Here is a 25,209-nt window from a genome sequence, read left to right on the forward strand (position 1 = left end):
CCTCTGCTTTAGGAGAGTGGGCACGGAACCGCTCCGATCCCAGTACTGCTTCTTGGCGCGGGGGTAATTTCCTCCCGCGTGAAACTGCAAGACCAGCGACTGGATGCCGTCTGCAGAGCTCCGCCGGAACCTCGGGTCAGGTTAATTGCGGCGCCTGAGCGAACACGTCTTGGCGCGTAGTACACGTTTGTGTCCTTCCCATCTCTGCTGTCGGTCCGAGATCTTTGTTGCAGTAACGCCTGCCGAAGCCTAGTCAGTTGAGTAGGAACCGAGTTGACGCAGGACGATGCTATGTTATCGTGTTACCCGTCTTTCTGAGATGCGAGGTGGTGGCTATGTAGTTGGTGGCCGATCTGTTCTATTGCCCTGCGCGCCGTGTCTTGTTGCATGGGAGTGCCCAACGCGGGCGGCTGTGGTCTCTTGCTCTGGTGGGCCGGGACCTATCCCGTGATGGCGAGCCATCGGGTCGAGCGCCCGCGCTGGGTCGTTCTCAGTCTAGTTCAGAACAGACAAAGGGTTTGCCGGCGTTCCGAACCTCTCTTGGAGGTCGACCGTGCTCTCTTTTCTAGCCCGCTCACTCGCGTGCCTGGCGCTCGTGGTCCCCCTCGTGGCGACTGCAGCTGTGGCGCAATCGCTGGAAATATCGCAAATACTGCAGAACTACGACGAGAGCCACGCCGCCGAGGGTGAGTATGGGGGAACATTGGAGTTCCCGTGGTACTTCTTCGCGCCGTTCAAGTCACTAAACGTAACGGCTGACGTGCAGGCGGCGGCTCTTCTCTTAAATCTGTACCCCAGATTGATGGTTAACGACGCGCTCCTCATTGAGCCGAAGTGTCACATGTGCACGTCGTATCAGGTCTCAGCAAATGGGATGGACGTCACGTTCGAGCTCAGGACGGGCATGAGGTGGAGTGACGGAGTACCGATCACCAGCCGCGACATCGTAATGAGCGCACGCATTTTCGGCGATCCCACGAACTTCACTGACTTGCGGAAGTATCTGCTGCTCGGTCAAGACTTCATCACCTACTCGGCCACTGACAAAGACACGGTCGTAATGCACCTGCCCGAGCGGATATCGGACGTGAAATGGAAGGAGCAGGCGAGAATGCCCGTGCTGCCGGCCCATGTATTTGGTACCGCGTACGAGGAAGGTGGCATCGAGGCAGTGCGAGCCCTGTACCCCCTCGGCACAACTGAAATCGTCAGCGCTGGTGCTTGGCGATTTGGGAGCTACGACGCGGAGGAAGGCCTGATTCTGCTCGAGAATCGTGAGCAGAATTGGATTAAGGATGCATACGGTAACAGCTTGCCATACGTCGACCGGTTGCACTTTTATGGCACGAGCGGCAAAGGCGAGGCCGAAGTCGTGTTGTCCGGATCAGGCGACTTAGCGAATCAGGTGCTGGATGGCCTCTTAATCGACGATCTGCAAGAGGCCGGCCATAAAGTCGTTAAGGTGCGAGTTACACAGTCCACCATGGACTTCCTAATACCTAACTTTCTACATCCTGACCCGCGGGGCCGAGAATTGAATCAATCGACCGATTTCAGGCGAGCACTGTCGATGCTGCTTGATAGGGCTGCCTATAAGAAAGAGTTCTACGGGGACATGGCAGAACCCGTCTATAACTTCAACAACCGCCCAGGGTATGTGGACCTGCCCTATCCCAGATTCGACTATGACCTCCAGCTGGCGCAGAAGCTTTTGGAGGGACTCGGGCTCAGTCGGGACTCCACGGCATCTGCCTGCCCAGGTGGCTGCTACTCGTATCCCGACGGTTCTGACCTAGTATGGGAACTCATTCACTTCGATCGCCCCAATTTGAACGGGCCTGCAAAGTGGGTAGCGCGGGCTCTACGAGAAGGTGGATTGAATGTGAGCGATAGCCCCCAAACGGTCGAGGCGATGCTGGATCTTGTATATCTCAGGGAGTCGGAAACATTTCTAGACTTTGACCTCTGGTTTGACGCCAGGAGCGCGGCCATCGACGGCCGAGAGTTCTGGTCAGAAGTTTTTCACCTGGGAGGAGACTACCGATATTGGGGCATTGGCCCTGAACCCGGCGTAGGTCCGAGTGATGTGCAGCCCTGGGAAATGCGGCTGAGTGAAATAGCTACGATCATTGAATCCGAAGCACCCAAATCGAAGAAGGTTGCAGCAGCTGCAGAAGGCACCGTGATATTCGCCGAACAGTTGCCAATGATTCCAATAGTTCAGGTCGACAGGTATCAAGCCTATGACCGCCGAGTTGGAAACACGTTTGATCAGGTGTTACCGGACGACTACCTGTTTTCGTTCTTCATGGGTCCCTTACTGCAGGTGCTTTACATTAAGTAGAGGGTTAAGGACGCGGGGCGTCTCCAATGAAATAGTAGGGCTGGAGCACGAACGGAGGATGTTGGGACTGTCCGTAGACGAGGGTCGCTCGCCAGAGCTAAACGGTAACTGGAGCCAGATCAAACTAGCAATGGTGGAGAATCGCTAGATCAACGGCACCTTGCCGGAAACTGGACGTAATAGTGTTGGGGGAAGGCATTGTCTTCCCCCAACGATTACCTTGTCCTACCCTACGACTCGAGGTTGTTGATGGCGTCGCCCGACTGTGGACCGCCACCAAGCGTGACGCGGATGGCGCTGCCAAAGCGAATCAATTGCGGCGCGCTGTAGCTCATTGTTTCACCTCCCTTCAGCTCATGCCAGCGAAACGTCTCGATTGCCAGCTGGCGCCGGCGACGAGCCTAGTTCAGATCGATCGATTCTCCCCTGAAGCCACGCCTCGGTACTGATAATGATCATTGCTTCGGTAATCCGATCCCTCCGCCCCTCGCTCAAGGCGTGTGCGAGGCTCTTTATGCCGTCCGCCTGCAAAACGCCAAGAGCAGCGAGGCATGGTCGGTCGAGCCAAGTATTGATGCGCGACCGGTTTTGATACGCGCTCCACGCGTAGAGCGCATCGAATGAGCTCTTTGTGTTTCTGTCAAGTATCCTTCTGGGAAGGAGGTCAGTTGTGGCTCGCCGTAGTGTCAGCTTCTCTACGGCACCTTCACACTTCACGTCCGCTGGAAGACCGAGAGAGTACTCGACTAGCTGACGGTCGAGAAAGGGATGGCGAATATCCAACGGAAGGTATGGAGAGATATTCCCGTTCTCAATGTACAAATTGAAAAGTGTGACCTCTGGTCTATGCGAATGGCCACGGACCGAGTTCCTCAAAGTTGAAACAGACTGCTCGGCCTGGTTCTTGACACGTTCTGTCGCCCATACGAACCTAGATTTCGGAATCATTCCCGGACGAGTTGCGTAGCGAAGCGTTCGAAGTATCGGTCGGTCACGACTGTCGGCCCAGGCCCTCACGTTTTGAAGTGCAAGACCAAATCTTCCTCTCTTGATCAGGCTGTTGACCAGGGCATAACCGGCGCTCATAAGAGCGTCTCCGCCGTGTCCAGTGAGTCGGATCAACCTGAATGGATGATAAAGAGAAATCCTCACGTGGCCCAGAGCGGCTTCGAGGACGGGTTCACCAAAGAGAGTGGAGCAGGGTGTCCCTTCTAGCGAAAGTAGGTCATCGACTAAGACCTGTCGCCAGGGGGAGTCGCCGATCAGTTCCCGGTTGTAGCGTCGTTCGTCGACTTGGGGTAGGCGTTCTGAAACGAGTGTTCTAGCCTCTATGTCCGGACTGTGACTTCGCGCGATGGCGAATACACTGGTAGAGTCCATGCCACCGGAGACTTCGCAGGATACGGGGACACTCGCGCGCAGCCTGGCTTTAACGGACTGCTCGAGGAGATGCCGGACCGTTTCAGCCGCCTCGTCCAGGCGCGCGCTTGTTTGGCAGGGTTCGAGACGATAGTAATTCGACTGCCACATCGTTTGGCGCGTTGCGATTAGGGTACTCGCACGTTCGAGCCTTTTGATGGATCGGTATGGCGTGAGTGGCGTGGTGACTCTGCGGGTGGCGAAGTAGGAGATGAAGTAGTCAGGGTCGAATCTGCCGTCCACTAGAGGATGTGCAAGTAGGGCGTCGATGGTAGTCGCCAGCAGAAGTCCCCAGGGTGCTTCTGCGAGGAAGAGTTGACGAACCCCGAAGCGATCCCTAAAGGCGATCAGCTTTCGCTCCCGCCCATCCCAGGCGATTACAGCGAAGTCACCCTCCAGGTGTTCAGGTGCTTTCTCACCCCACTTGGCTATGGCAGATGCGATTAGGACGGCTTCGGATGAGGTCCGGGATGCTTCCAGCAATCGCCAGAGTTCGTTGCGATTGTCGAGCCTGGCGTCGGCTACCACCGTCACTCCGTCGAAGGTGACCGGTTGCGGTCCGTCTTCCGGCAGGGTGTCGAAGCGAGCGCAGCCCAGGGCGGCTGGACCAACCTCACGGAAGCTGGTGCCGTCTGGCCCGACTCGCTCCAACTCTGTGAGCATGGGTGTGAGCTCGCTCCCCTTGGCGGGACGACCATCGAGGTAGACGACTGCTGCGATGCCGCTCACGCTGTGGCCCTCGCTTGTGCCTGTGCCGGCTCGTTCCGCACGATCGGGGTGAACTCCAGGCGCACGTCCTGCCGGTCCGTGAGGACCTGTCCCTGGCACTCCACCCAAGCGTGGGCAGCGAAGGGAAATCGCCGTACTGCGATGACTAGTGTGACTGGGTAGCCCTGCCGCCTTAGAAGACGGGCGATAGCCACGGCTTGAGGGAGGCAACGTGCGCCCGGGCGGTAGTAGAGCGCCACTCTCTGGATGTTCTCCGCAACCCGGCGCATCTCCTCGATCTCGTGTTCGCTCGCGGATCGCTGACTTGCCGGTGGGACGTTCGCGGCCGTCCGGTTCACGCCATGAAGCAGCAGGTCGAGGTCGGCTTTGACGAGAGCGAGGTAGCTTCTCATGGCTGCTTTTCCAGGAGGCCGGCGCCGTTCAGGTCGGTGAGGAAGTTGCGGATGTCGGTGCAGACGGTTTCGAGCGGGACGGCGGCGTTGTTGCTGAGTTTGCTTGCTACTTCCTCGAGTCGACCCTGTTCGAGGGCGCGCCAGATCTCCGCTGCGGTGTCGTCCAGTCCGAAGTATTCGCCCTTGGGGGAGAGCAGGAGGAGGCTTTCACCGTCGACCGCGACGTGGACGCCTGCGTGAATTCGCCAATGACCGAACTTTGTTGCCATGGGCAATTAATAGCGAGGCCACCCTGCAACTACCCAACTGTTCATCCCCCGGACCCTCTGTCGGGTCCGTCATTCGCCCTTGCCTAAGCTCAATTCCGATCTTGCGTAGGGTAGTACTCCAGCTCGCGCGCCGCCTCGAGTTCCAGGTTGCTCGGCATCTCGATGAGACCTTCGAAGTCGACATCCAGCCCCTGCGCGATCCTCAGTAGGGTCCAGAGGCCGGGGTCGGAAATGTCAGTCTTGCGTCCTTCGTAGCGCTGCCACACCCTGACAGCAACGCCAGCCCGTTCCGCGGCGGCCTCCTGTGTAAGGCCGGCTGTTTCCCGCGCCCTCCTGATCCGGAGCCTGATTACGGCGAAGTAGGGAGCGAAGGCGGTGGTGGGGGGCATCCCGCCATCATCGGAAGGCGGGACTATGCCGCGCCACGACAGAAGTGGCGTCTAGCAACCTGTAAGCGAAGCGCGTAACATGAATGGCCACAATGTATCCCGACAGTCGTCGGAGTGAGGATGATTAGTAGCCGTACCGCGCTGATCATGCACCTACCGCGCCAGAACCAGACCGACAGTGTCTGCACGGTTGACCGACGCCTATATGGTCGCTGCGGTGGGGTTGTGGGCTCACCTAGAGACAAGTCGACCCTGCCCCCATGAACGAGTTCGCCCACTACCTCCACGAGCGGGGAGCCCATCAGCAGCTCTGGGACCTACTGCAAGGGCATGACTCGGCCGGAACGGAGCAGGAAGACTACCTGTTCTGGCGCCTAGCTTCGTCGGTGCGACTCGACCTCGAGCAGTCGGTGCGACACGAAGTCGAGGCGTATCTGGCCGAGAACGAGGCGCCTGACCTAAGGGCCCTCTACGCCTCCGTCTTTCTCGAGCCTGCCGCCGCCAGGAGCGAGATAACGAGGGCCTGTCGGTCAGAGCGGACTCCGCTCACCGTCTACCTCTACGGCCGGGTCCTGCCCAGGGCGCGAGACGGCGTACGAGTACTGGGCAAGGCCGTCAAACTGGCCGAAAGCAAGGGCCATCCCTATGAGGTGACGCGGGCGGCCGGTACCCTAACGGCGCGCCTCATCGACGCCGGTGAGTTCGTGGATGCGGTGCGCTGGGGCGAATGGGCTTTAGCGCAGTTCGATCGACTTGGGCTGAGCGACCTACAGCGCCGCCTCTACATCCTCAACAACTGGGCCTACGCCAGGATCATGACGGGACAGACCGCCGGCCTCGAGGGGCTGCTTCGAGAGGCCCAGAGCCGCCTGGGCGAAGCTTTCAGCTCTCTAAAGTCGATGTTCCGCTCCACCCTGGCTGACTACCTCATGGCAACAGATCGTGTGAAAGAGGCTCTCGACCTGCTTGTCACCAATTTCGATATGGCCCCTCGAAAGATGAAGGGTATCCGGGGACTGAGCCTCGTCCGCGGCCTTTTCGAACTGGGTCGAGACGGAAGAAAGGAGGCGCTGGAAGTTGCCCGCGAAGCGTACTCTCTGACGCGACTCGATTCCTGGGAGTACCATAGGTCGGCAGTACTGGCGTTGGGGATGGCGCTGGCGTTCGAGGAACCGGCGAATGCAGTCGCCCATCTCGACAAGGTGCTTCAATTCGAAACCCTCACCCTACCCGCGCCTCAGATGGCGCAAGCCAGGCTCTACCTCGCTCTGGCGCGAGCCGGTCTCCCCGGCGGAGAAGCGAGTGCCGGCGACCGTGCGCTCTTCCGCAAGCTTTCCAAGACCGGCTTGAAATTGTTGTCGGGCCCCGAAAGCCACTTCGCTGACATCTGGGCTGACTACGCTGGTCGCCATCACGAACTCGAACTTCGTTTCCTGGGAGACCCGCAGGTGTTGGTCAAGGGCGCCAGGAAGGGAGTGGGAAGCAACTTCAAGAACATCCTCGCTCTGCTCGCCTATTACTCGGAAGGGTTGAGCGCCGACCGGCTCCTGACCGAGCTGGGTTGGAGCACCGTAGACAGGGAAAAAATCTACTCCTACCTATCCAAGCTTCGTAATGTCGTTCCGGTGTCGCCGCCGCCTTACCGGCTCGATATCGAGTGGCGAGCCGACTTCGTTGAGGTCGGCCGGTTGCTGGAAGGTGGTGGGTTACGCAAAGCGGTTCAGCTTTATCGCGGCCCGCTTCTGCCAGAATCGGATGCTCCCGGGATCGAGGAAATCCGTAGCGAGCTCGACGAGAAACTGCGTCAGGCAGCACTCAAATCCGATGATGCCGAGGCGTGTTACGCCCTGGCCGGAATACTCGAGGAGGACCTGGAGCTGTGGGAACGCGCCGCCGACCTGCTCGATGAGAACGACCCCCGGATCCTGAAGGCCAGGACCCGGGTGTCGAGGTTGCAGCGAGAGTTCTAGCGGCTGGCGTGTGCCGGAATGGCTCTCACGGCGGAGTTGACGCCGGGATCGGTCACCCTCTCCGGGTCGGCGAAGGCGAAGGATAGGCTCAGCACGAGTAACAGCAACAGCAGCTTCTTCATATCGGGATCTCCTTTGAAGGTTTCGCTGCGCAGCCCCGTCACGGTAGCCTCCTCACCCTGAAAGTTCCCGCGGGTCTTGAGGCGAAAGACTAGCGGGTGTCGGCAGGGTGGGATGGAGTATGAGCGCGTTTTGGTCTGGTCACGTCGAGGGTGGCCTGGAATTCGAGGGACCTACTGTTCAGCCGGGCCGAGCTGCTACCGCCCCTGGTCTCATTCCGACCTGCATCCACGCCAGTGCGTCTTCAGGCGATGAGGAGTAGGGCCGCGTAGCCTCCGGCGCCAAGGGCGAAGGCCCAGAAGCGACTGTGCCGCTCCTCCGGCAGTTCTTCGCTCAACACGTTGAGCACAATGCCTCCAGCCAGGAAAGCGAACAGGGCCGTGACGACCCCCTTGGGGAACGCTATCGATTCGCCCAGCGCCCAGCCTGCCACGACCGCGGTAGCCAGAATCCAACGACCCTTCGTGTGGTAGTCGGTCTTGTGATCTTCCCTTAGGCCGAAGTCGTTGACGATGAAATGCAAGGCCATCGCCACCACGAACCATAAAAGGCTTCCGAAGCCGGACTCTTCGCGATGGACGAGCAGATAGCCCACGATCAGGTTGTAGAGCGCGAACGACGCGATGTGAAGCCAGAAGGCGGTAGCCGGCCGGCCACTCAGAGCCGTCGTTTCGTTGCTACGGCTGGTCCTTACCAGTTTTTTCATTCCGTAGAAGAAAGCGAGTCCGACAAGCCCGACGAGGTACAGAAGTTGCTCTACGGCCGGCAGGAATCGATCTGGCGATTCGACGCCTCGGTTCAGCTCGGGAAGGAGGTGCAGGAAGACGTAGGCGACCGAGACGCCACCCGCCACGGACAACCAACGGTTGCGCGGAACGCCTTCGAGGAAGCGGAGCAGACCCGAGAAGACGTGTATCAGGGCCAGGAGGAGAGCCGTTGAGAAGGTGAGCAGCTGCATCACTGTGAGGCTCAGATCCCCAGGTACGCCCGCTTCACCTCGGCGTTGCCCATCAGTTCGCTGGAGGTCCCTTGGATCACCAGCTTGCCGTTCTCCAGCACGTATGCGCGGTCCGAGATCCTCAGCACCTGCATCACGTTCTGCTCCACCAGCAGGATGGCCAGTCCGCTGTCGGCAACCGTGCGGATGACCTGCATCACGTCTTGTACGAGCCTGGGCGCGAGGCCAAGCGAGGGCTCGTCCATGATCAGCATCTTGGGCCCAAGCATGAGAGCGCGGGCGACGGCGACCATCTGCTGCTGACCGCCGGAGAGCGCCCCGGCGGCTTGTCTGCGTTTCCCGGCGAGGTCGGGGAAGAGGTCGTAGACCCTCCGCAGGTTCTCCTCCCGCCGTTCCCTGGCGCTGGGCAGGAAGGCGCCCAGCTTCAGGTTCTCCTCGACCGACATGTCGGGGAAGAGTTGTCTGCCCATCGGCACGTGCGCCAATCCGAGCTCTGCCATCTGGTGCGGCTTCCTGCCGTTCACCTGCTGGCCGTCGAAGACGATCTCACCAGCCCAGGGAGCGATCATCCCCGATACCGCCCTCAGGATCGTCGACTTGCCCGAACCGTTGCCCCCCACCAGCCCCACCAGCTCGTGACTGCCCACGACCAGCGAGACGTCGTGCACGACCTCGAGGCGGTCGTAGCCAAGGTCGACGTTGCGCACCTCCAAGAGGGGAGTGTTCGATTCGGTCTGATCAGCCATCGGTTTCCACGCTTCCCAGGTACGCCTCGATCACTTCGGGGTCCGAGGTGACGGCCTCGGGGGTACCCGACGCGATCCTGTTGCCCGAGGCGAGGACCAGCACCTCGCCGCACAGTTCGACGATCGCCTTCATGATGTGCTCGACCATCACTATGGCGATGCCGGTGCTCGAGAGGTGGCGAACGAAGTCGATCATCGCCGCGAGGGCGGGCGGGTTGAGTCCGGCCATCGTCTCGTCGAGGAACAACACCTTCGGCTGGACGGCCAGCGCCTTGGCGAGCTCGAGCCGGCGTCTTCGGGCGAGGTTGAGGTCGGCCGCCGGTTGAAGCGCTCGGTCCGACAGTCCAGCGGCGTCGAGAGCGTTCCAGGCGCTCCTCTCGGCATCCTTTCGCCTCGACGTGCCCAGGAAGGCGGGGATGAGGACGTTCTCGAACACGGTAAGCTCCTCGAAAGGCCGGTCTATCTGGAAGGTCCGGCCCATCCCCATCCTCGTGCGAAGGTAGGGCGGAGCCTTGGTGACGTCCTTACCCAGGAAGTTCACACGGCCGTCGGTCGGGATGACGAAGCCGGTGAGGGCGTTGAAGAGGGTCGTCTTGCCGGCGCCGTTGGGGCCGATCAGGCCGAGTATCTCGCCCGATCGCACGCTCAGAGAGACGTTGTCGACAGCGACGTTGCCTCCGAAGCGGACCGTGACGTTCTCAGCCTCGAGAATCGCCGGCATAGCGCCTCCTGACTGCCGCTCGGGCCAGTTCGCCCAGCATGCCCCGCGGAGCGAACAGCACCACGACCAGGATGAGCACCCCGTAGATGAGCAGGTTCGCCTGGTCGAAGACGCCGCGGAACATCTCGCGGGAGAGGACCAGCAGTAGCGCGCCTGCGAACGGACCCCAGATCGTGCCACGTCCGCCGATGATCGCGGTGAGCGCGATCTGCACCGAAAGCGGCAGGAAGAAGATGTCGTGCGGCTCCAGGAACGACAGGTACACGGCGTAGAAGGCGCCACCCAGGCCGGTCAACGCTCCCGAGAGGGCGAAAGCGGTGAGCTTCACCCGTTGCGGGTTGATGCCGGCGGCCTGCGCCGCCTCCTCGTCCTCCCGAACCGCCCGCATCCGGTAACCAAGCCGGCCTCGTGAGACGAACAGGGTGACGCAGAGAACGAGCGCGAAGAAGAACAGCGCCATGAAGAGCTGAGTGGACCGTTCGAAAACGTCGAGCCCCAGGAGCCGCGGGATGCTGAAGATGAAGATCCCCTGTGCGCCCCCGGTGAGCCAGGTCTCGTTGATAGCAACGAGCCGCAGTATCTCGGCTACGGCGATGGTCGACAGCACGAAATAGGAGCCTCTGAGCCGGAAGGTCATGGCCCCCCAGCCCAGGGCCAGCAGTGCGCAGAAGAGGGCGCCGATCGGCACGCTCACCCAGAGCCCAAGGTCGAGCCGCTGAGCGAACAGCGCTACCGTATAGGCGCCCAGTCCCACGAACGCGGCGTGGCCCAGGCTAACCTGGCCGGTCCAGCCTCCCAGAAGGTCCCAGGAGGTAGCCCAACCGGCATAGAGGAGCACGTTGATGGCGATTACGATCGCGGCGCCGGAGACCCGCGGGACGACGAGGGCGACGGCGACGAGCAGGAGCAGCAGAGCCACGAGATGCCAGGTCGTGCGGTCGCGCGGCGCGGTCCTGCCTTGCGAGGACGTTCGCTTCTCGGAGATCAAGTCCCACCTCGCGGCGTGGTTCCCTTCGAAAGGTTCAAACCCGCTTCACCGTCCGCCCGAAAAGCCCCTGGGGACGCAGCAGCAGTACCGCCAGGAAAGCGATCAGGCCATAGGTGTCGCGGTAGCCGTTGGATATATAGGAGGCTCCGAACACCTCGACCACGCCCAGCAGCAGGCCCCCTCCGATGGCGCCCCAGACAGAGCCGAGTCCGCCCAGGACCGTTACGACGAACGCCTTGAGGGTGAACACCGGCCCCGTGATCACCGGCGTCACCGAGATCTGCGGGATGAGCAGGATGCCGGCCGTCATCGCCAGCACCAGGCCGGTGGCGAACACGAGACCGTGGATGCGGAGGGTGTTTATGCCCACCAGCTCGGCCCCGAGGCGATTCTGAGAGGTAGCCCGAACCGCCCGGCCAGTTTCGGTCCTGGTGAGGAAGAGCCAGAGGGCTACGATCACGACGATGATTATCGCCATGGCAGCCAGCTGGATGACCGACAGGGTGATGCCGCCGAACTCGACCGTGGCCGTGCCGTAGGGAACGAAGACCGACTTCGGCTCGGCGCCGAAGATCAGCTGAAGTGTGTTCTGGATGATCAGGGCGAGGCCGAGGGTAGCCAGCAGCGTGGACTCGGGCGGAGCGTCGACGAGTCTGGCCAGGATCGTCCGCTCGAGCAGCAGCCCCAGGAGGAAGCCGAGGGGAAGCGCGATGAGGGCGCCAAGGTAGGGATCGATCCCCAGACCGCCGTAGAGTGCGATGGCGGCGTACATACCGATCACTACGAAGCCGCCGTGGGCGAAGTTGATGATCCGGAGCACACCGAATATGAGCGACAGGCCGATGCCCACGAGCGCGTACACGCCCCCTATTAGCAGCCCGCCTGCCAGGTTCTGAAGGAAGATAGTCAGGTCCATGGTGAAACCCGGGAGGGGGCTCGAATGCCCCACCCCCGGGTAGTAGTCCTCAGACTATCAGCGCTCTGACCAGGCGGGCGTCGGGAAGATCAGATTCTCGGCAAGCTCCTCGCCGGGGAAGACGGTCACGAACTGGCCGTCCTGAACCTGCTGCGCGACCATCAGGATCGGGTTCTGGTTCTGGTAACCATCGAAATCCTCGAAGCGGATGGGTCCGTACGGCGTCTCCTCGATGTTGGTCGCCTCGAGTGCCGCCTGAACGTCTTCAGGTGAGAAGCTCTCGGCCCGGCTGAGGGCGTCGACGGCGGTAATCAAGCCGGCGTAGGCCTGAGCAGCGTGATAGGAGGGTTCGACGCCGCCAAGCTCCTCGGTGAGACGCTCGAACAGTTCCGCGGCGCCCTCGTAGACGACGTCCTCGGTCCAGGCGGTCGCGGTCACCACGTACTCGGCGGCAGGGCCCGCGTCGGTGATGAAGCCGGGCAGGGCGAAGCCGGCCGCGGCACCGGCGAAGAGGTCGGCGTCGAGCCCGACCTCGTTGGCCTGGCGCATGATCGCCACCGAGTCCTCGGCGTACGAGACCATGAACACCACGTCGGGCTCCTGAGAGCGGAAGCGGTTGAGGACCGGGCGGAAGTCGGTGACGCCACGGTCGTAGCTCTCGTTGGCGACGATCTCGTAACCGCGGTCGGCAGCCTGTTCCTCGGCAGCGGTCGCCACCGCCTGCTCGAAGTTTCCGTTGCCGGCTATCACCGCGATCTTCTCGATGTCGGCACCCTGTTCATTGAGGTAATCGAACAGGTCGAACAGCACCTGGCTGTAGGCGTTGGCCGGCTGGTTGAGGCGGAAGACCCACTCCGAGCCGGGCATGGTGATGTTGTCGGCCGAGGAGGTGTAGACCAGGAACGGCCTCTCGGAGCGGGTGAAGAACTGAGCCAGCGGGTTGGTGATCGAGGAGGAGTAAGCGCCCATAACCAGCGGCACACCAGCGTCGATGAGCTGCTGAGCGGCGGTGAGGGCCACGCTCACTTCGCTGGTGTCGTCCTGGATGTTCAGGACCACTTCCCGGCCGTTGATCCCGCCGGCGGCGTTTATGTCCTCCAACGCGACGGCGAAACCGGCCTGGTGCTGCTCGCCGAACTCGGCGAATCGACCGGTGAGACTGGTGATGACACCGATCTCCACCGGACCTTCAGACTGAGCCCAGGCGACGGACGAGGCCAGCAGTAAGACGATCAACATCACTAATCGCTTCATGGATTCCTCCCGAATGAGCTGCGTGCCAGATTGTTCTGCTAGGCTTCTGAAGCGTAGCAAATGCCGTCTGGGAGCGTCAAGGAGACGGTTCGCGGGCACTTCTCGGTCCACTCCGGGTAGATGTGCCCGGCCCGCCTGTAAACTCATCGGTAGTCGTATTTGGCGTGTCGGAAGAGAGGCAACGATGAGCTCCTGGGCAAACGGCATCCCCGCGATCACCCTGTTCGTGCCCGACCTCGCGGCGGCGAAGCGCTTCTATGGGGACGTGTTCGAGCTTCCCGTCCACTTCGAGGACCCGCATTCGGCCGTCTTCATGTTCGGTGACACCCTGATCAACCTGCTCGCGGAAGAGGCCGCGCCCGAGCTGGTCGATCCGGTGCGGGTCGCCCCCTTGGAAACCGGGGTCAGGGCGCAGTTGACGATCCAGGTGCCCGACGTCGATGAGGTGTGCGCGAAGCTCGAAGGGAAGGGCGTGAGCCTGTCGAACGGGCCTGTGAACCGCCCCTGGGGGATACGTACCGCCACCTTCCGCGACCCCGGCGGCCACCTCTGGGAAGTGGCCGGACCTATACTGACGTAGCGGGGTCGCAGCCGCCCGGAAGCCGGCCGCGGTCAGGCCGCGGATCGGGCCGGGCCAGGTCCATTATGTGGCCGATCGGGCTTCGCGGAGAAGCCGGCGCCCCGCGATATACTCGGGCCGATGAACTTCCTCCTGCGCGTGGTTCTCAACGCCGTCGCCCTGTGGGTAACCGCCGAACTGGCCCTGGGCATCAGCTTCAGCCGGACCGGCCTGGCCGAAGTACTGCTGACCGCCCTCGTCCTGGGGCTCGTCAACACCCTCGTGCGGCCGGTGATGATCATCCTCACCCTCCCGCTCACTCTGGCGACGATGGGACTCTTCCTTCTTGTGGTCAACGCCCTGGCTCTGATGCTGGTCGCCGGCCTCACGCCGCTGGTGGTTCACGGTTTCGGCGGCGCGATACTAGGCGCACTGGTGCTCACCATCATCAGCTGGGCTCTGGCTCGGCTCTCTGGCGGCAAGAGCCGTCGCCTCTGGGTGTGAGCTGCCGCCGCCCGGCGCCGCTGAGCGCCGGTGGAAGCCGGGAACTCAGGCTCGTCTGCTAGCCGCCGTTGGGCAGGTACTTCTCCCAGATCGGGTCGATGTTGGGCAACAAGCCGTAGGCGGCCGAGAAGATGAACCGTGGCGCGCGCGGCTTACGGTTGAGGTTCATGCCGGCTTCATCGGGGGTCCGGTCACGCTTCTTGGCGTTGCAGCGCCGACAGCAGGCGACGACGTTCTCCCAGCTGGTGCCGCCGCCCCGACTCCGCGGGAGCACGTGGTCGAGGGTAAGGTCGTTCGACCGGGCGCCGCAGTACTGGCAGGCGTGATCGTCGCGGCGGAAGACGTTCTTGCGGTTGAAGGCGACCCGTTGCCGGTGCGGCCGCCGGATGTACCTCTTGAGGCGGATGACGCTGGGGACGGGGAAGACGGAAGTGGGTGCCCGGAGGACCTGGTCGCTGTCCTCCACCCGTTCCGCCGCCTCGTGCATGAGCAGCGACACGGCCCTCTTCACCGAACAGACATGGAGTGGCTCGTAAGAGGCGTTGAGTATCAGGACCCGCGCCGAGTTGAGGTTGCGGATCGGCTCGCCTGCCCGGCCCGCGTTGGATCTAGCGGGGGGCGGGTTCGTGTTTGTCAGGTCCTGACTGGCGGCCGTTACCTCCTACTTCGATTGAGGCCGAGTATAGCGCGAGCGGGCGGAGGCAGTCGTAATCCGGCTTAGCGCCCGCCCGTGTTCATTGGTCGATCTCGAGCGCTCATTCAGGAAACGGCGTCCCTCCTGATCAGGCTCTCTTGGCTTCGGCCGTTACAATGGGGGCGGCGGCCACGAACTTCTTCGCTAGCGCTACGGGGTCGGTAATCGCGGTGCCGACGACTACTGCGTGAGCTCCCGCTGCGAATGCCGCGCGTACCTGCTCGGGAGTGGAGAACCGACCCTCCGCAACGATCGGCCGGGGCTGTGCGGCGACGAGTTCGGCGATGAGATCGAGATCGGGACCGTCGGGCTGTGCGGAAGCGTCCGTGTACCCCGATAAGGTTGTGGCAATGATATCCGCGCCCGCTGCCGCCGCAGCTACTCCCTCCGCCACATTGGATACGTCCGCCATCAGCGGAAGGTCATCGAAGGTGGAACGCACTTGCGCTATGAGTTCCGCTGCGCTTCGAGCTCCTTTCCCGCCTCGGAGACGTAACGTGGCGTCGATAGCTATGAGATCAGATCCCGCATCCACCAACGTTTGCACCGACGCGAGACTAGGTGTGATGTAGGCGACCGGATCGACGTCGGGGCGTTTGTCGATGCCGACGATGGGGAGCGTGACGCGGGCGCGAATAGCCGAAACGTCATCGGGCCCGTTCGCTCGGATTCCAACTGCGCCCGCGATCGCGGCTGCTTCGGCCATCGCCGCCATGTGGGCGGGGTGCCTCAAGGGAGAGCCTTCGGGCGCTTGGCAAGAAACTATGACACCGCCACACAAGGCCTCGAGCAACCGCGTCGACCTGGACAGAGGAAGCCGGGAGGGACCGGTAGAACTCATGAGCCGTTCCGTACGGTACGGGAGACCGACTCGACATCGAAGTCGATCTCGAAAAGCCTGCGCCATGGGAAGGCCAATCGTGAGACGCGGTAAGGCAAGGAAAACTCTCTCAGCTCCTCGTTCAATAGCGACTTCGCTCGTTCAGCGGGTAGCGGCACATTGCCCTCAGGAATGAATCCGCCCAGACCCAATGGTTTCAGGTCCGGCATGAGCAGGAGTCTCGTGCGGACGCGGGACTGGTAGAGCCAGTCGTCGATCAGTCGAGCGGCGACCGCTAGCTCCAGGCCACTGCTATCGCCAACCAATGCCGCCATACAACCTAGCGCCACTGCCGAGCCGAGCGAATTGCCGGCGGTGTTCCAACCCCCATACCCGCCCAATCGGGATAGGAGGTTATCTGCGGCCAAGCCGGTCATTAGTACGTCGTCAGCTCCGTTCACATGGGCTACGTCAGCAAGTGTCACATGCCGATCATGATCCACCATGACCGCTAACGTGTCGCGAAAGGCTTCCAGGGATCGATCGAGGCCGTTGACGGTGGCTTCCGACTCCTCGAGAGCCGCTCGTTCGGCTGATTCGATCGTGCTTGAACCCGGACTATCCGCTAATTTCAGTGCATACGAACTTCCACCCTGCCCTTGTGCACGACTTGGACTGTTCAAAGCCAACCAAAAGTCGGGTTCGACCGATCCGGGTGGAATGGCTACTGCGCCGGCGGCCCGCAGGTGAACCGTCACCAGATCGCCCAGCGGTCGATCCTCGTAGGCCGTCTGCACGTCGGCGCCTCGTCGAGAGGAGTAAATCGTTGACGCGTGCAAGGTTCGCCCGGAGACTCTCGAAGCCAAGCGTGCCATCAGGACCTGGGCGACTTCATCGGCCCCGGGGTAGATCAGGACTTGATCGCCGAGGCCACGGGTTGCCACCTCTCGTTCGAGCCGAAGGCGGGTGAGGACGTTCAAGCCCCATACTGTTGTGTCGTCCTGATTGAGAACCAGGGTGTCGACTACACCCTGGGACACGAGATCAAGAGCACCTAAGTTCACCTTCATCGTTCGATCCCGGATCGTCAACTGGTCTTGCCACACGGCTTCGGGTATCTCGGAGCGGAGCCGTGCAAGTTCGCTGGCCTCGTCTGCGGTCAGCACCCCGCTGATATATCTGTGCTCGAGGCGCGAGCGGTCGAAGATAGCGCGCCCGTGCTCGCAGTAGTAGTCAGGTTCCTCGCCATTGTCATTTTCTCGACTGACACGCTGGATACTGCTGAAGGCGAGCAACACGAGTTCCGGGTGCCGCGCCTTGAGCTCGCGCAGCACGTCGAGCCGATCGAGTGCTTCCGTCAGATCGTTACCTGATTGCCGGGAAGGGATCAGTCCGCCCCAGGCGAGAGTGTCAAGCGAAAGCACTGCTCCGACCGCCTTACCGACATGCGCCCTGAGCCATTCGGCGATCGCCTTGGTGTCGGCAGGTTTCTTTCGCTGACCCAGCAAACTGTTGGGCGATAGCAGCTTCCAGCCGAATGCCTCAGCCAGGTAACGCGGATAGTGTGAGTTTATAGGGCGCTCGTCGAGCGGTAGGAGCAGCAAACGATCTATTGGCGACTCTCCTTTACTGGATTGACGGTGACGACATCAGCCCTTGAGGCCGCTTGTCGACACACCTTGGATAAAGGTCTTCTGTGCGAAGAAGAAGAGCAGGATGATAGGAAGGCTCATCAATAGCGAACCCGCCATCAACAGTGGCCATGCGGCGGAACGGGTGCTCGAAAGCTGTTGAAGACCGACTGCGAGGGTGTAGAGGCGGTCGTCGGTAAGGTATATGAGCGGATTAAGGAAATCGGTCCAGGTCCAGATGAAGATGAACAGTGACGCGGTCGCCAACGCGGGCCTCGCCAGGGGCAAGATTATCCTCATGAAAATTTGCCATTCGCTTGCCCCGTCGATGCGCGCAGAGTCGGAGATCTCCTCCGGGATCGATCCGTAGAATTGCCGTAACAGGAACACCGCGAAAGCGCTGCCAGTGAGTGCTGGAACGATCAAGGGCAGAAAGGTTCCCACCCATCCAAGTTTCTGGAACATGACGAACTGCGGGATAAGGGTGACCTGTGGCGGTAACACCATCGTGGCGAGGAGGCAGTAGAAGAGAACTTCCCGGCCGGGCCACTTTATTCGTGAGAAGCCGTAGGCGACGACGGCCGACGAGCCTACATAGAATACGACGCTAGTCACGGTGACGAGTACCGTGTTTCCGAGGTAGCGACGGAAAGGGATTTCGGTCATCAACCGCGAGTAGTTCGACCACATGACTGGAGCGGGGATCCAGCGAGGCGGAATAGCGAATACCTGGGCGCCCGTCTTCAACGACGTCGAGACCATCCAGGCGAATGGCGTGAGGAAGAAAAGCGCTCCGATGATGAGGACGGCGTAAATCAGGAGGTATTGCAGCCACCTTCCGCTGGTCATCAGCTGCGACTCTCGTAGTGAACCCAGCCCGACGTCCTGAAGATCGCGATCAGGGCGACAGCCGTGATCAGCAGCAGAACCCACGCCATCGCCGAGGCATATCCCATGCGGAAGAACTGAAAGGCGTTCTGGTAGAGGTATAGCGCGTACACCATCGTCGAGTTTGAGGGACCACCGCCAGTCATTATGTAGATGTTCGTGAAGCTCTGAAACGACGTAATGATCCCCATGACGAGATTGAACAGGATTACCGGTGAGAGCATCGGGAGTGTCACGAATCTGAACCGTTGCCAAGCGTTCGCCCCGTCAAGGTGAGCGCTTTCATATAGAGGCGTTGGTACGTTCTGCAGTCCGGCCAGATATATGACCATCGAGCCGCCCACGCCCCAGAGGCTGGCAAGTATCAATGCCGGCTTCGCCCATCTGGGATCCGACAACCAGCCCGGGCCGTTGATCCCAACCTGCCATAAGACTTCGTTGATCGGCCCGTAATCGGGGTTCAGAAACCAGCGCCACAGTAGCGCAGCCGCTACCGCTGGCACGACACTTGGTAGGAAGTACACAGTGCGGAACATGCCCTGGAGTTTCAGCTTGTTGTTCAGGAGCATCGCGATCAGAAGGCTCAGGATGAGGGAGAACGGGATACCCAGCACCGCGAGGTAGAGGGTGTTGTAGAGAGTCTCACCGAAGAGTGGGTCCGAGAAAAGGTCGGTGTAGTTACGGAAGCCTATCCAACGCGGGTCCGAGACGACGTTGTAGTCCGTGAAGGAGAAGTAGAGCGAAGCTATCACCGGATAGATCGTGAAGACTAGAAAACCGACGAGCCAAGGCGATACGAACGCCAGCCCCAACCAAGTGTCGCGGCGCTGTCGCTTGGTGAGTCCGCTCGACACCGCGATCTGCTGCGAGTGGCGCGCCACCGTGGCCTTGGTTGGGGCCTTCGCCACTACCTGTACTTCTCCAGCTCGTGCAGAACATTCTGTTGCGCCGTCTCGAGCGCCTCTTTGGCGGTCGCCTCGCCTTCCTGTACCGATACGACGGCTTGGTTGAGCTGCTGGCTCAGGTACAGGCCGACGGGCAGTCCGGGAGGGGTAAAGACGTAGCCCTCGAGCAGGATGTCGATGAAGGTCTGCATGTGCGGAGTGACCGTTTGAGCGAACTCCGGCATTTCAAGCGCGTCCTGCCTCGGCGGAATGTTTGCTAGCTCTGCTGCGAAGCCCGCTGACTGTTCGGGCGCAGTCAGCCACAGCAGGAATTCGAGTGCTTCCTTCTTGTGCGCTGCCTCGGCCGGAACCACCCAGAACGAGCTCTGAACCGGGGCCACGTTTGGCCGACCACCTTCCGGGGCAGGGAAGGTGGTCACTCCCCAGTCGAGGTCGGGTGCGTACTCGTGCGTGAATCGGACCTCCCACTGGCCCCCCTCTTGCATCGCGATCTGCCCTCGATAGAAGGGATTGAAGGGACTGGCAGGATTACCCCAACCCGCCTGAAAGCGTCGGATTAGGTTGATGTCGTACTTCTCGTAGTAGTCCCCAAGCCACTCCAGGGCGGCTATGTTGCGTGGGTGGTCGAGGGTGACTTCCAAGGTTTCGGGGTCGTAGAGCTGGCCGCCGAAAGCGTAAAAGTAGATCGAGGTGACGTTGGGGTAGAAGCCCAGACGACGCAGGTTGCCGCGTCTGTCGATAACGGTCATCTTCTCTGCCAGCGCGTCGAGCTCTTCGATCGTTCGCGGCGGAGCCTCGGGGTCCAACCCTGCTTCCTCGAAAACATCCTTGTTCCAAATGAAGGCATAAACGTTGAGCGTGGTAGGGAGGCCGTATTTTGCGCCCTTGTAGGAGCCGTATTGCCAGATTCCGGGGAGGTAGTCTTCTTCGCCGATACCCGCTTCGGCAAGCTCGGCGCTCAAATCCAGTAGTGAACCACTGGCACCCAATGGGACCACCATCCAATCCCATACTGTGAGCAGATCAGGTGGCGCGCCGCCTGCTAGCGAAGCAAGGATTCGCTCACCGTCGCCGATTGGGACAAACGAGCCGCGTACCTCGACTTCGTCCTGACTCGCGTTGTATTCGGCAATCAGCTCCTCGACCTGCTCGCCCTCGGAGCCGCCCCACGCGTACCAGAAAGTAATTTCCGTTTTGGCAAGGGCAAAACCGGTGGTACCCAGCGCAGCTAGGAGAGCGAGCGCCAGGAACAGCGACTGCGTGAGGCGCTTCGCGAGTCTACGACCAAGTCCATCGATCGCACGTTGGACAATAGCGGGCTCGCTCATGGCGTCCGATCCTCCAGGTACTCCTGATAGCCTTGGTAGAGCTCGAGTGCCTCGCCTCCGAGACGAGGGCTCATGTAGTGGCTGAAGTCGAAGACGACGAACTTGTCGACGTATGGCGCTTCGAGTTCGAGTTGTTCGATCACTGTGTTGATGTTCGCGCTTTGCGCTTGCCAAGCAAGTCCATCGACCGGCCAACCGTGAACCTGTTCGAACACTTCGAGGTCGGACCAAAGAGCGACGTCGTGTCTGTCGGTGACCTCCTTGAGTGCGCGGTAAACCGGTACTCCCTCTTCGACGGTGGTACGTTTAGTGCCCACGCCGTCCTGCATGGCAATAACGTCTATCGGAGCAGCTGCCAGCGTCTCGTCCCACCAGTCGGCATAAGCGTCGGCATTCGGGTTCATTCCGAAGTAGGGCGCGACCATGACCGGGCGATCGATCTCATGCCCGGCTTCTGCCATCGACGCGAGATACTCGACCATGGCGGCGTGCGCCTTTGCCTCGATGAAACTGCGATCGTCGATCTCCTCTGGAAGGTAATAGCCGGCCAGGGCGGGGGAGGAGCCGTAGCGGCTTTCGAGTTCTTTCATGAGCTCGATGTTCGTCTCCGCGGAGGCTAGTGGGTCGAATACTCCTTGCCAGTAGGTCGGGTCGAGACTCAAGCCAAGCCACACCTTCATATCCAATGTTTCGGCGGCGGCGAGGAGGTCGCCGAGCGGGTCGAGTTCAACCTTCTGATCCTGTTCGCCCGCTGACCACACGACGGGCTGACCCAGCGAGAGGAACCTTTCGCCGTCACCCGAGGCTGCGATAGCGATGCTCGAGGGCAGGTCGACGTTCGAGATATCGGAACGCATGAAGTCGACTTCCACTGCGTCAACCTCGGTTGGCTCATCGAAGTCGAACTCGATGGTTATCTGTTTGCCGGGATTCTGCCAACCGACCATGTCCGACCAGGCGAAATTGGCTAATCCATCAGTGAGCTTGCCCCCGCTCCCGGCTTCGGGATCAAGGTAGTTTCCCGCCGGGGCTGGCTCGACTGTATATCCGCGACCGGCAACGATGTTTTCTTCACCGTTCAGGACCCGTATCTCGGGGATCATCGTCCACTCGCGGCTGTCAGGCACCACGCTCACCCTCAAGTGACGCGCCCGGAGTTCAGCCGGCGCGACCCACCTGAGGGTAGCTATCGATTCATCTGGCGGCAGAACTTCGGTCGATTCGGACGTGTCATCGTTCCCGGGATCAACCGCGGGGAAGTAGCTCACTCCGCCGTAGCGCGAGTATTGGACGATGACGGTATCCATACCAACTGCCTGCATGTAGGAGAGTTCGGCTAGCCAACCATCCTCACCCAAATTAGCCAATTGATTGTTCAGTTGCACGAACGTGCCGCTCAGTACGGGTTCGGTTTGGGCTACGGTGGCACTCACCATGGTGAGAACGCCCACTAGCGTAAGACTACGCGCCAATCTGCCTACGGGCATCTATTCCTCTGTCTCCTCGATGACCGGGGCAGCTGCGCCTGTCTGCACCACAACTTCGGCCAACATTGTCCAGCCGCTGCGCGGCCGAATTTCCAGTTTCACAAAGCGACCATCCACCGGGTTTTCGAGATCCACCCAGTAAACGCCATTGATCTGTTCGTTCATCGGGGGTGCGGGCTGCGTCTTGGCCGCGAGGCCGACGATCTCGTACGTTTCACCATCGTCGGACACGGACACGATCATGCTGCGGGGAAGGGTTACTGCCGACGCGAACGAGCGCATGAAGAGTCCGGCCACGCGCGTGATGCCATCGACATGGTCCCCGAGGTCGACGACGAAGACGAGATTCTCTGTGGCGTCGGGAACGCCGACCATCTCTCCCCAGGCGTACTCGAATGAGCCGTCCGTGAGTTGTGCGCCACCGTCATCTGGATAAGCCTCTGACGCCGTGGGGCTGAAGGTGTACGACTTGTTGAGCGCTACGTTTACTGGCTCGGCAGTGACCGGCGCGGCCTCCTGCTGAGGTGGCAGCAGTTCCTCCGGTATCGGCCCATCGCCGATCTGCAGTTCCGCGATCATGGTCCAACCGCCACCTCCGGGCAGCAGTTCCACCTTCACGAACTGCCCGTAACCTGCCCAGTCTTCGTCGGCCCAGACAAGCGTTCCTACCGTGTCGTTGGCTATTTCGCCCTCCGGCACGCTTGCCATCCCGAGGTCTTCCCACGCGAGCCCGTCCTCCGAGACAGAGATGATTGCGTGAGGGAGGGCTACTGCAGAACCGTCAGAACGCATTACCTTAAGAGCAACGTAGCTTATGGCGTCGTGAGTTGAGCCAAGGTCAACGACTAGGCTGACTGGCTCCGGGCCTTCGAATCCCACCATGTCCGACCAGTCGAATTCGAAGGATCCGTCCGTCAACTTGAGCCCTTCAGGGTCAGCGTAGGTTTCGGCTGGTGGGCGACTGGATGTAACTACCTTTCCGGCCGCCACATTGAAATCCGATGATTGAGCGAAGGCAAGCGCCGCGAACAGGGCGGGCGCCAGCGAGAAAAGGAAGGTTCTGACGTTGATGAATTTCATTTAAACCTCCTGTAGGACGCTCGCCTAACCGCCGAATGGCAGCGCGACATTCGCCTGACGGAGCAATGCTCCATGCCGAGTGAACGCGATTGAGCGTGGTTCCTTCTCACATGCTAGGGCTGGAGTATTCTTCTGTCAAGGAAGGCAAGTGGAACGGAGTATCCTAAGTGCAAATGTCGCGGTTATTGACCAGGCTCCGAGCGTCGCTCGCCGATCTCAGCCCGGTGTTGAGTCGGGTTGCGGAGTATGTGCTGGAGCATCCCGACGCGGTCCTTTACCATAGCGTCACTGAACTGGCTGAGGCGACTCGAAGCAGTGAGGGCAGCATCATCCGCTTCTGTCAGGATCTGGGCTTTTCAGGGTTTCAGGAGTTCAAGCTCACGCTAGCAATCGAGTCCGGCTCCCTGCCTCGAAACGGGGCGGAGCCGGTGGCTGCCAACAACACCAATCTGATGAATGAACTGGTCGATCATGCGGCCACGTCCCTGTCGGAGACCGGCCTGTTGTACGAACAGGACTCGTTCGAGCACGTGGCGGAGCGCATGATTTCTGCAGGACGTGTCGACATCTACGGAGTAGGGGCTTCTGGCGTCATAGCTGAGTACTTCGCGTACAAGTTGATACGCTTGGGTTTCACCGCGCAATCGTACACGGATATGCATCTGGCTTCGATGAGTGCATCAAACCTCAGCGCAACGGACGTAGCGATCGCGATTTCCAGTTCAGGATCTACCCTCGACACTCTGCAGGCTCTAAAGATCGCCAAGAAGTCGGGCGCCTTCACCGTGGCTGTTACAAACCGGTTGAAGAGTCCGCTCGCTAAGGTTGCCAGCCGCAGTCTCTTCGCTTCTCCGCCAGAGTCCCCGCTCACCGGTGGGGACGTCTTTGCCAAGATCGGCCAACTCCTCGTTCTCGAGGCGCTGACACGCCTGATGGTTACCAGGGACGAGCGACTCCAGGAGCATGTCAGGCGCACTGCCCAGGTGGTAGCCGAGCGGAGCATGTAAGCGTGACAATCGATACGATGCTTGCTATCGACATAGGCGGCACAAAGCTTGCCGTAGCCCTGGTCAAGGGTGCCAAGGTCCTCTCGTATTCAAGAGTGGCGACGCCGGCAAGCGATGGGCCGGAGGCTGTCCTTGCCTCGACCGTGGTCGCAGGCCAGCAACTTGTCTCCGAGGCCGGTGTAGTACCGGCAGCCATAGGCGTAGCGTGCGCGGGAGTTGTAGCAGCAGGCCGTGTCCGTGCAATGAGTCGAGACCTGCTCCCGGGCTGGGAAGACTTTCCGCTGGTGGAGCGGCTCGAGCGGCATTTCAACTTGCAGGTTGCCGCCCTGAACGACGCGCAAGCCGCCGCGTTCGGCGAGTGGCTGTACGGGTCCGGAGGCGCTCGAAGCAGCTTGTTTTTCGTGACGGTGTCTACAGGAGTCGGCGGTGGTCTGGTAGTCGGAAACCAGCCGTGGAGGGGAAGTAGTGGGCTAGCGGGCCACATTGGACACGTGCGCGGCGGAGTTCTCGAGAAGGTAGCCTCGGGAACGGCTCTGGCGAAGAGAGCGGCCGAGGCTGGGCATCCGCTGGATGCGTCGCGTGTGATCGACGCCGCCCAGGTGGGAGAACCATGGGCCCGGGAATTGCTGGACCAGGCGGCGCAAGCTCTCGCAGCCGTACTGGCGGACGTGAAGTTGCTTATAGACCCAGAAGTGGTAGTACTTGGTGGCGGTGTAGGACTGAATCCAGCGTTCCGGGATGTCGTAAACACGACGTTGTCTTCGCATCATGGATCATTGGGGTTGGAAGTGGTCGCGGCGAAGCTCGGGTCGCACGCTGGGCTGGTTGGCGCCGCCGCCCTTGCCGGCAGAAAGCCGGCAGGACTACTACTCAAGGGTGAATAGTCAAGAGAAGGTTCAGCTTTTTTCGCGCACCTTCGTCACGGACGAAACGGCAGCTAGCGGTCTTCGAGCGCCAGTTCGACCAGCCGGGCCACCAGGTCGGCGTAGCTCAGGCCGGCGGCCTCCCACAGTTTCGGGTACATCGAGGTGACGGTGAAACCGGGCATCGTGTTTATCTCGTTGAGCAGCAGCCGGTCCTCCTGCTCCAGA

General features: G+C 61.0%; 26 protein-coding genes. 6 read left to right on the forward strand and 20 right to left on the reverse strand.

Annotated elements, in window-relative coordinates; all coding sequences use genetic code 11:
- Positions 1 to 553 precede the first annotated feature (553 nt).
- Positions 554 to 2,344, forward strand: coding sequence for an ABC transporter substrate-binding protein (locus tag VF168_10275; protein ID HEX7004558.1), 1,791 nt, complete (start codon positions 554 to 556; stop codon positions 2,342 to 2,344).
- Between the two features lie 354 nt (positions 2,345 to 2,698).
- Here VF168_10275 and VF168_10280 read toward each other — a convergent pair whose 3' ends face one another.
- The 4 genes from VF168_10280 to VF168_10295 all read right to left on the reverse strand — a co-directional run bounded on the left by VF168_10280 (position 2,699) and on the right by VF168_10295 (position 5,542).
- Positions 2,699 to 4,492, reverse strand: coding sequence for an asparagine synthase-related protein (locus tag VF168_10280; GenBank protein HEX7004559.1), 1,794 nt, complete (start codon positions 4,490 to 4,492; stop codon positions 2,699 to 2,701).
- Entirely contained in the window at positions 4,489 to 4,884 is a 396-nt protein-coding gene (locus tag VF168_10285) for a lasso peptide biosynthesis B2 protein (protein HEX7004560.1), read from the reverse strand. The genes VF168_10280 and VF168_10285 overlap by 4 nt, the downstream gene beginning before the upstream one ends.
- Positions 4,881 to 5,153, reverse strand: coding sequence for a PqqD family protein (locus VF168_10290; GenBank protein ID HEX7004561.1), 273 nt, complete (start codon positions 5,151 to 5,153; stop codon positions 4,881 to 4,883). Before VF168_10290 ends, VF168_10285 begins: the two co-directional genes overlap by 4 nt.
- Positions 5,154 to 5,242: 89 nt before the next feature.
- Entirely contained in the window at positions 5,243 to 5,542 is a 300-nt protein-coding gene (locus VF168_10295; protein HEX7004562.1) for a helix-turn-helix transcriptional regulator, read from the reverse strand.
- A 260-nt stretch (positions 5,543 to 5,802) separates the two neighbouring features.
- Here VF168_10295 and VF168_10300 point away from each other — a divergent pair, with 260 nt between their 5' ends.
- Positions 5,803 to 7,512, forward strand: coding sequence for a hypothetical protein (locus VF168_10300; GenBank protein HEX7004563.1), 1,710 nt, complete (start codon positions 5,803 to 5,805; stop codon positions 7,510 to 7,512).
- On the opposite strand, the gene VF168_10305 is transcribed toward VF168_10300, so the two are convergent.
- From VF168_10305 to VF168_10335, 7 genes are all read right to left on the reverse strand, one after another.
- Positions 7,509 to 7,634 (reverse strand): hypothetical protein, encoded by a 126-nt coding sequence (locus tag VF168_10305; GenBank protein ID HEX7004564.1) that lies wholly within the window; start codon positions 7,632 to 7,634, stop codon positions 7,509 to 7,511. The genes VF168_10300 and VF168_10305 overlap by 4 nt on opposite strands.
- 242 nt (positions 7,635 to 7,876) lie before the next feature.
- Positions 7,877 to 8,590, reverse strand: coding sequence for a hypothetical protein (locus tag VF168_10310; protein HEX7004565.1), 714 nt, complete (start codon positions 8,588 to 8,590; stop codon positions 7,877 to 7,879).
- Positions 8,591 to 8,601: 11 nt separating this feature from the next.
- Entirely contained in the window at positions 8,602 to 9,336 is a 735-nt protein-coding gene (locus tag VF168_10315) for an ABC transporter ATP-binding protein (GenBank protein ID HEX7004566.1), read from the reverse strand.
- The gene (locus tag VF168_10320) at positions 9,329 to 10,057 is read right to left on the reverse strand and encodes an ABC transporter ATP-binding protein (GenBank protein ID HEX7004567.1); all 729 of its coding nucleotides are present in this window, start codon (positions 10,055 to 10,057) and stop codon (positions 9,329 to 9,331) included. The genes VF168_10315 and VF168_10320 overlap by 8 nt, the downstream gene beginning before the upstream one ends.
- Positions 10,035 to 11,045: a branched-chain amino acid ABC transporter permease gene (locus VF168_10325; GenBank protein ID HEX7004568.1), complete on the reverse strand. Its 1,011-nt coding sequence runs from the start codon at positions 11,043 to 11,045 to the stop codon at positions 10,035 to 10,037. The genes VF168_10320 and VF168_10325 overlap by 23 nt, the downstream gene beginning before the upstream one ends.
- 34 nt (positions 11,046 to 11,079) lie before the next feature.
- On the reverse strand, positions 11,080 to 11,994 hold the full coding sequence (locus VF168_10330) for a branched-chain amino acid ABC transporter permease (protein HEX7004569.1): 915 nt from the start codon (positions 11,992 to 11,994) through the stop codon (positions 11,080 to 11,082).
- 24 nt (positions 11,995 to 12,018) lie between these two features.
- Complete coding sequence (locus VF168_10335) at positions 12,019 to 13,215, reverse strand: ABC transporter substrate-binding protein (protein ID HEX7004570.1); 1,197 nt, start codon at positions 13,213 to 13,215, stop codon at positions 12,019 to 12,021.
- 184 nt (positions 13,216 to 13,399) lie between these two features.
- Between VF168_10335 and VF168_10340 the strand changes: the two genes are divergently transcribed.
- Together VF168_10340 and VF168_10345 are read left to right on the forward strand one after the other, a co-directional pair.
- Positions 13,400 to 13,795 (forward strand): VOC family protein, encoded by a 396-nt coding sequence (locus VF168_10340; GenBank protein HEX7004571.1) that lies wholly within the window; start codon positions 13,400 to 13,402, stop codon positions 13,793 to 13,795.
- A 120-nt stretch (positions 13,796 to 13,915) separates the two neighbouring features.
- Positions 13,916 to 14,278, forward strand: coding sequence for a phage holin family protein (locus VF168_10345; protein ID HEX7004572.1), 363 nt, complete (start codon positions 13,916 to 13,918; stop codon positions 14,276 to 14,278).
- Between the two features lie 58 nt (positions 14,279 to 14,336).
- Here the strand turns inward: VF168_10345 and VF168_10350 are convergent, their stop codons facing one another.
- The 8 genes from VF168_10350 to VF168_10385 form a co-directional block, all read right to left on the reverse strand.
- Positions 14,337 to 14,789, reverse strand: a complete 453-nt coding sequence (locus VF168_10350; GenBank protein HEX7004573.1) for an HNH endonuclease — start codon at positions 14,787 to 14,789, stop codon at positions 14,337 to 14,339.
- 271 nt (positions 14,790 to 15,060) lie between these two features.
- Positions 15,061 to 15,879, reverse strand: coding sequence for a putative N-acetylmannosamine-6-phosphate 2-epimerase (locus VF168_10355; GenBank protein HEX7004574.1), 819 nt, complete (start codon positions 15,877 to 15,879; stop codon positions 15,061 to 15,063).
- Complete coding sequence (locus VF168_10360; protein ID HEX7004575.1) at positions 15,810 to 17,396, reverse strand: DUF4127 family protein; 1,587 nt, start codon at positions 17,394 to 17,396, stop codon at positions 15,810 to 15,812. The genes VF168_10355 and VF168_10360 overlap by 70 nt, the downstream gene beginning before the upstream one ends.
- Before the next feature lie 45 nt (positions 17,397 to 17,441).
- The gene (locus tag VF168_10365) at positions 17,442 to 18,272 is read right to left on the reverse strand and encodes a carbohydrate ABC transporter permease (GenBank protein HEX7004576.1); all 831 of its coding nucleotides are present in this window, start codon (positions 18,270 to 18,272) and stop codon (positions 17,442 to 17,444) included.
- Positions 18,272 to 19,219: a sugar ABC transporter permease gene (locus VF168_10370; GenBank protein ID HEX7004577.1), complete on the reverse strand. Its 948-nt coding sequence runs from the start codon at positions 19,217 to 19,219 to the stop codon at positions 18,272 to 18,274. The genes VF168_10365 and VF168_10370 overlap by 1 nt, the downstream gene beginning before the upstream one ends.
- Positions 19,219 to 20,544: an ABC transporter substrate-binding protein gene (locus tag VF168_10375; GenBank protein HEX7004578.1), complete on the reverse strand. Its 1,326-nt coding sequence runs from the start codon at positions 20,542 to 20,544 to the stop codon at positions 19,219 to 19,221. The genes VF168_10370 and VF168_10375 overlap by 1 nt, the downstream gene beginning before the upstream one ends.
- The gene (locus tag VF168_10380; protein ID HEX7004579.1) at positions 20,541 to 22,031 is read right to left on the reverse strand and encodes a DUF4434 domain-containing protein; all 1,491 of its coding nucleotides are present in this window, start codon (positions 22,029 to 22,031) and stop codon (positions 20,541 to 20,543) included. Before VF168_10380 ends, VF168_10375 begins: the two co-directional genes overlap by 4 nt.
- Positions 22,032 to 23,111, reverse strand: coding sequence for a discoidin domain-containing protein (locus VF168_10385; GenBank protein ID HEX7004580.1), 1,080 nt, complete (start codon positions 23,109 to 23,111; stop codon positions 22,032 to 22,034). It abuts the gene before it with no gap.
- 173 nt (positions 23,112 to 23,284) lie between these two features.
- Here VF168_10385 and VF168_10390 point away from each other — a divergent pair, with 173 nt between their 5' ends.
- Both VF168_10390 and VF168_10395 read left to right on the forward strand, forming a co-directional pair.
- Positions 23,285 to 24,118: a MurR/RpiR family transcriptional regulator gene (locus VF168_10390; GenBank protein ID HEX7004581.1), complete on the forward strand. Its 834-nt coding sequence runs from the start codon at positions 23,285 to 23,287 to the stop codon at positions 24,116 to 24,118.
- Positions 24,119 to 24,120: 2 nt separating this feature from the next.
- Positions 24,121 to 25,002 (forward strand): ROK family protein, encoded by an 882-nt coding sequence (locus VF168_10395; GenBank protein HEX7004582.1) that lies wholly within the window; start codon positions 24,121 to 24,123, stop codon positions 25,000 to 25,002.
- Positions 25,003 to 25,055: 53 nt separating this feature from the next.
- Here the strand turns inward: VF168_10395 and VF168_10400 are convergent, their stop codons facing one another.
- Entirely contained in the window at positions 25,056 to 25,208 is a 153-nt protein-coding gene (locus VF168_10400; protein HEX7004583.1) for a hypothetical protein, read from the reverse strand.
- Position 25,209 lies beyond the last annotated feature (1 nt).

The organism is Trueperaceae bacterium (genome assembly GCA_036381595.1).
GTDB lineage: Bacteria > Deinococcota > Deinococci > Deinococcales > Trueperaceae > DASVCN01.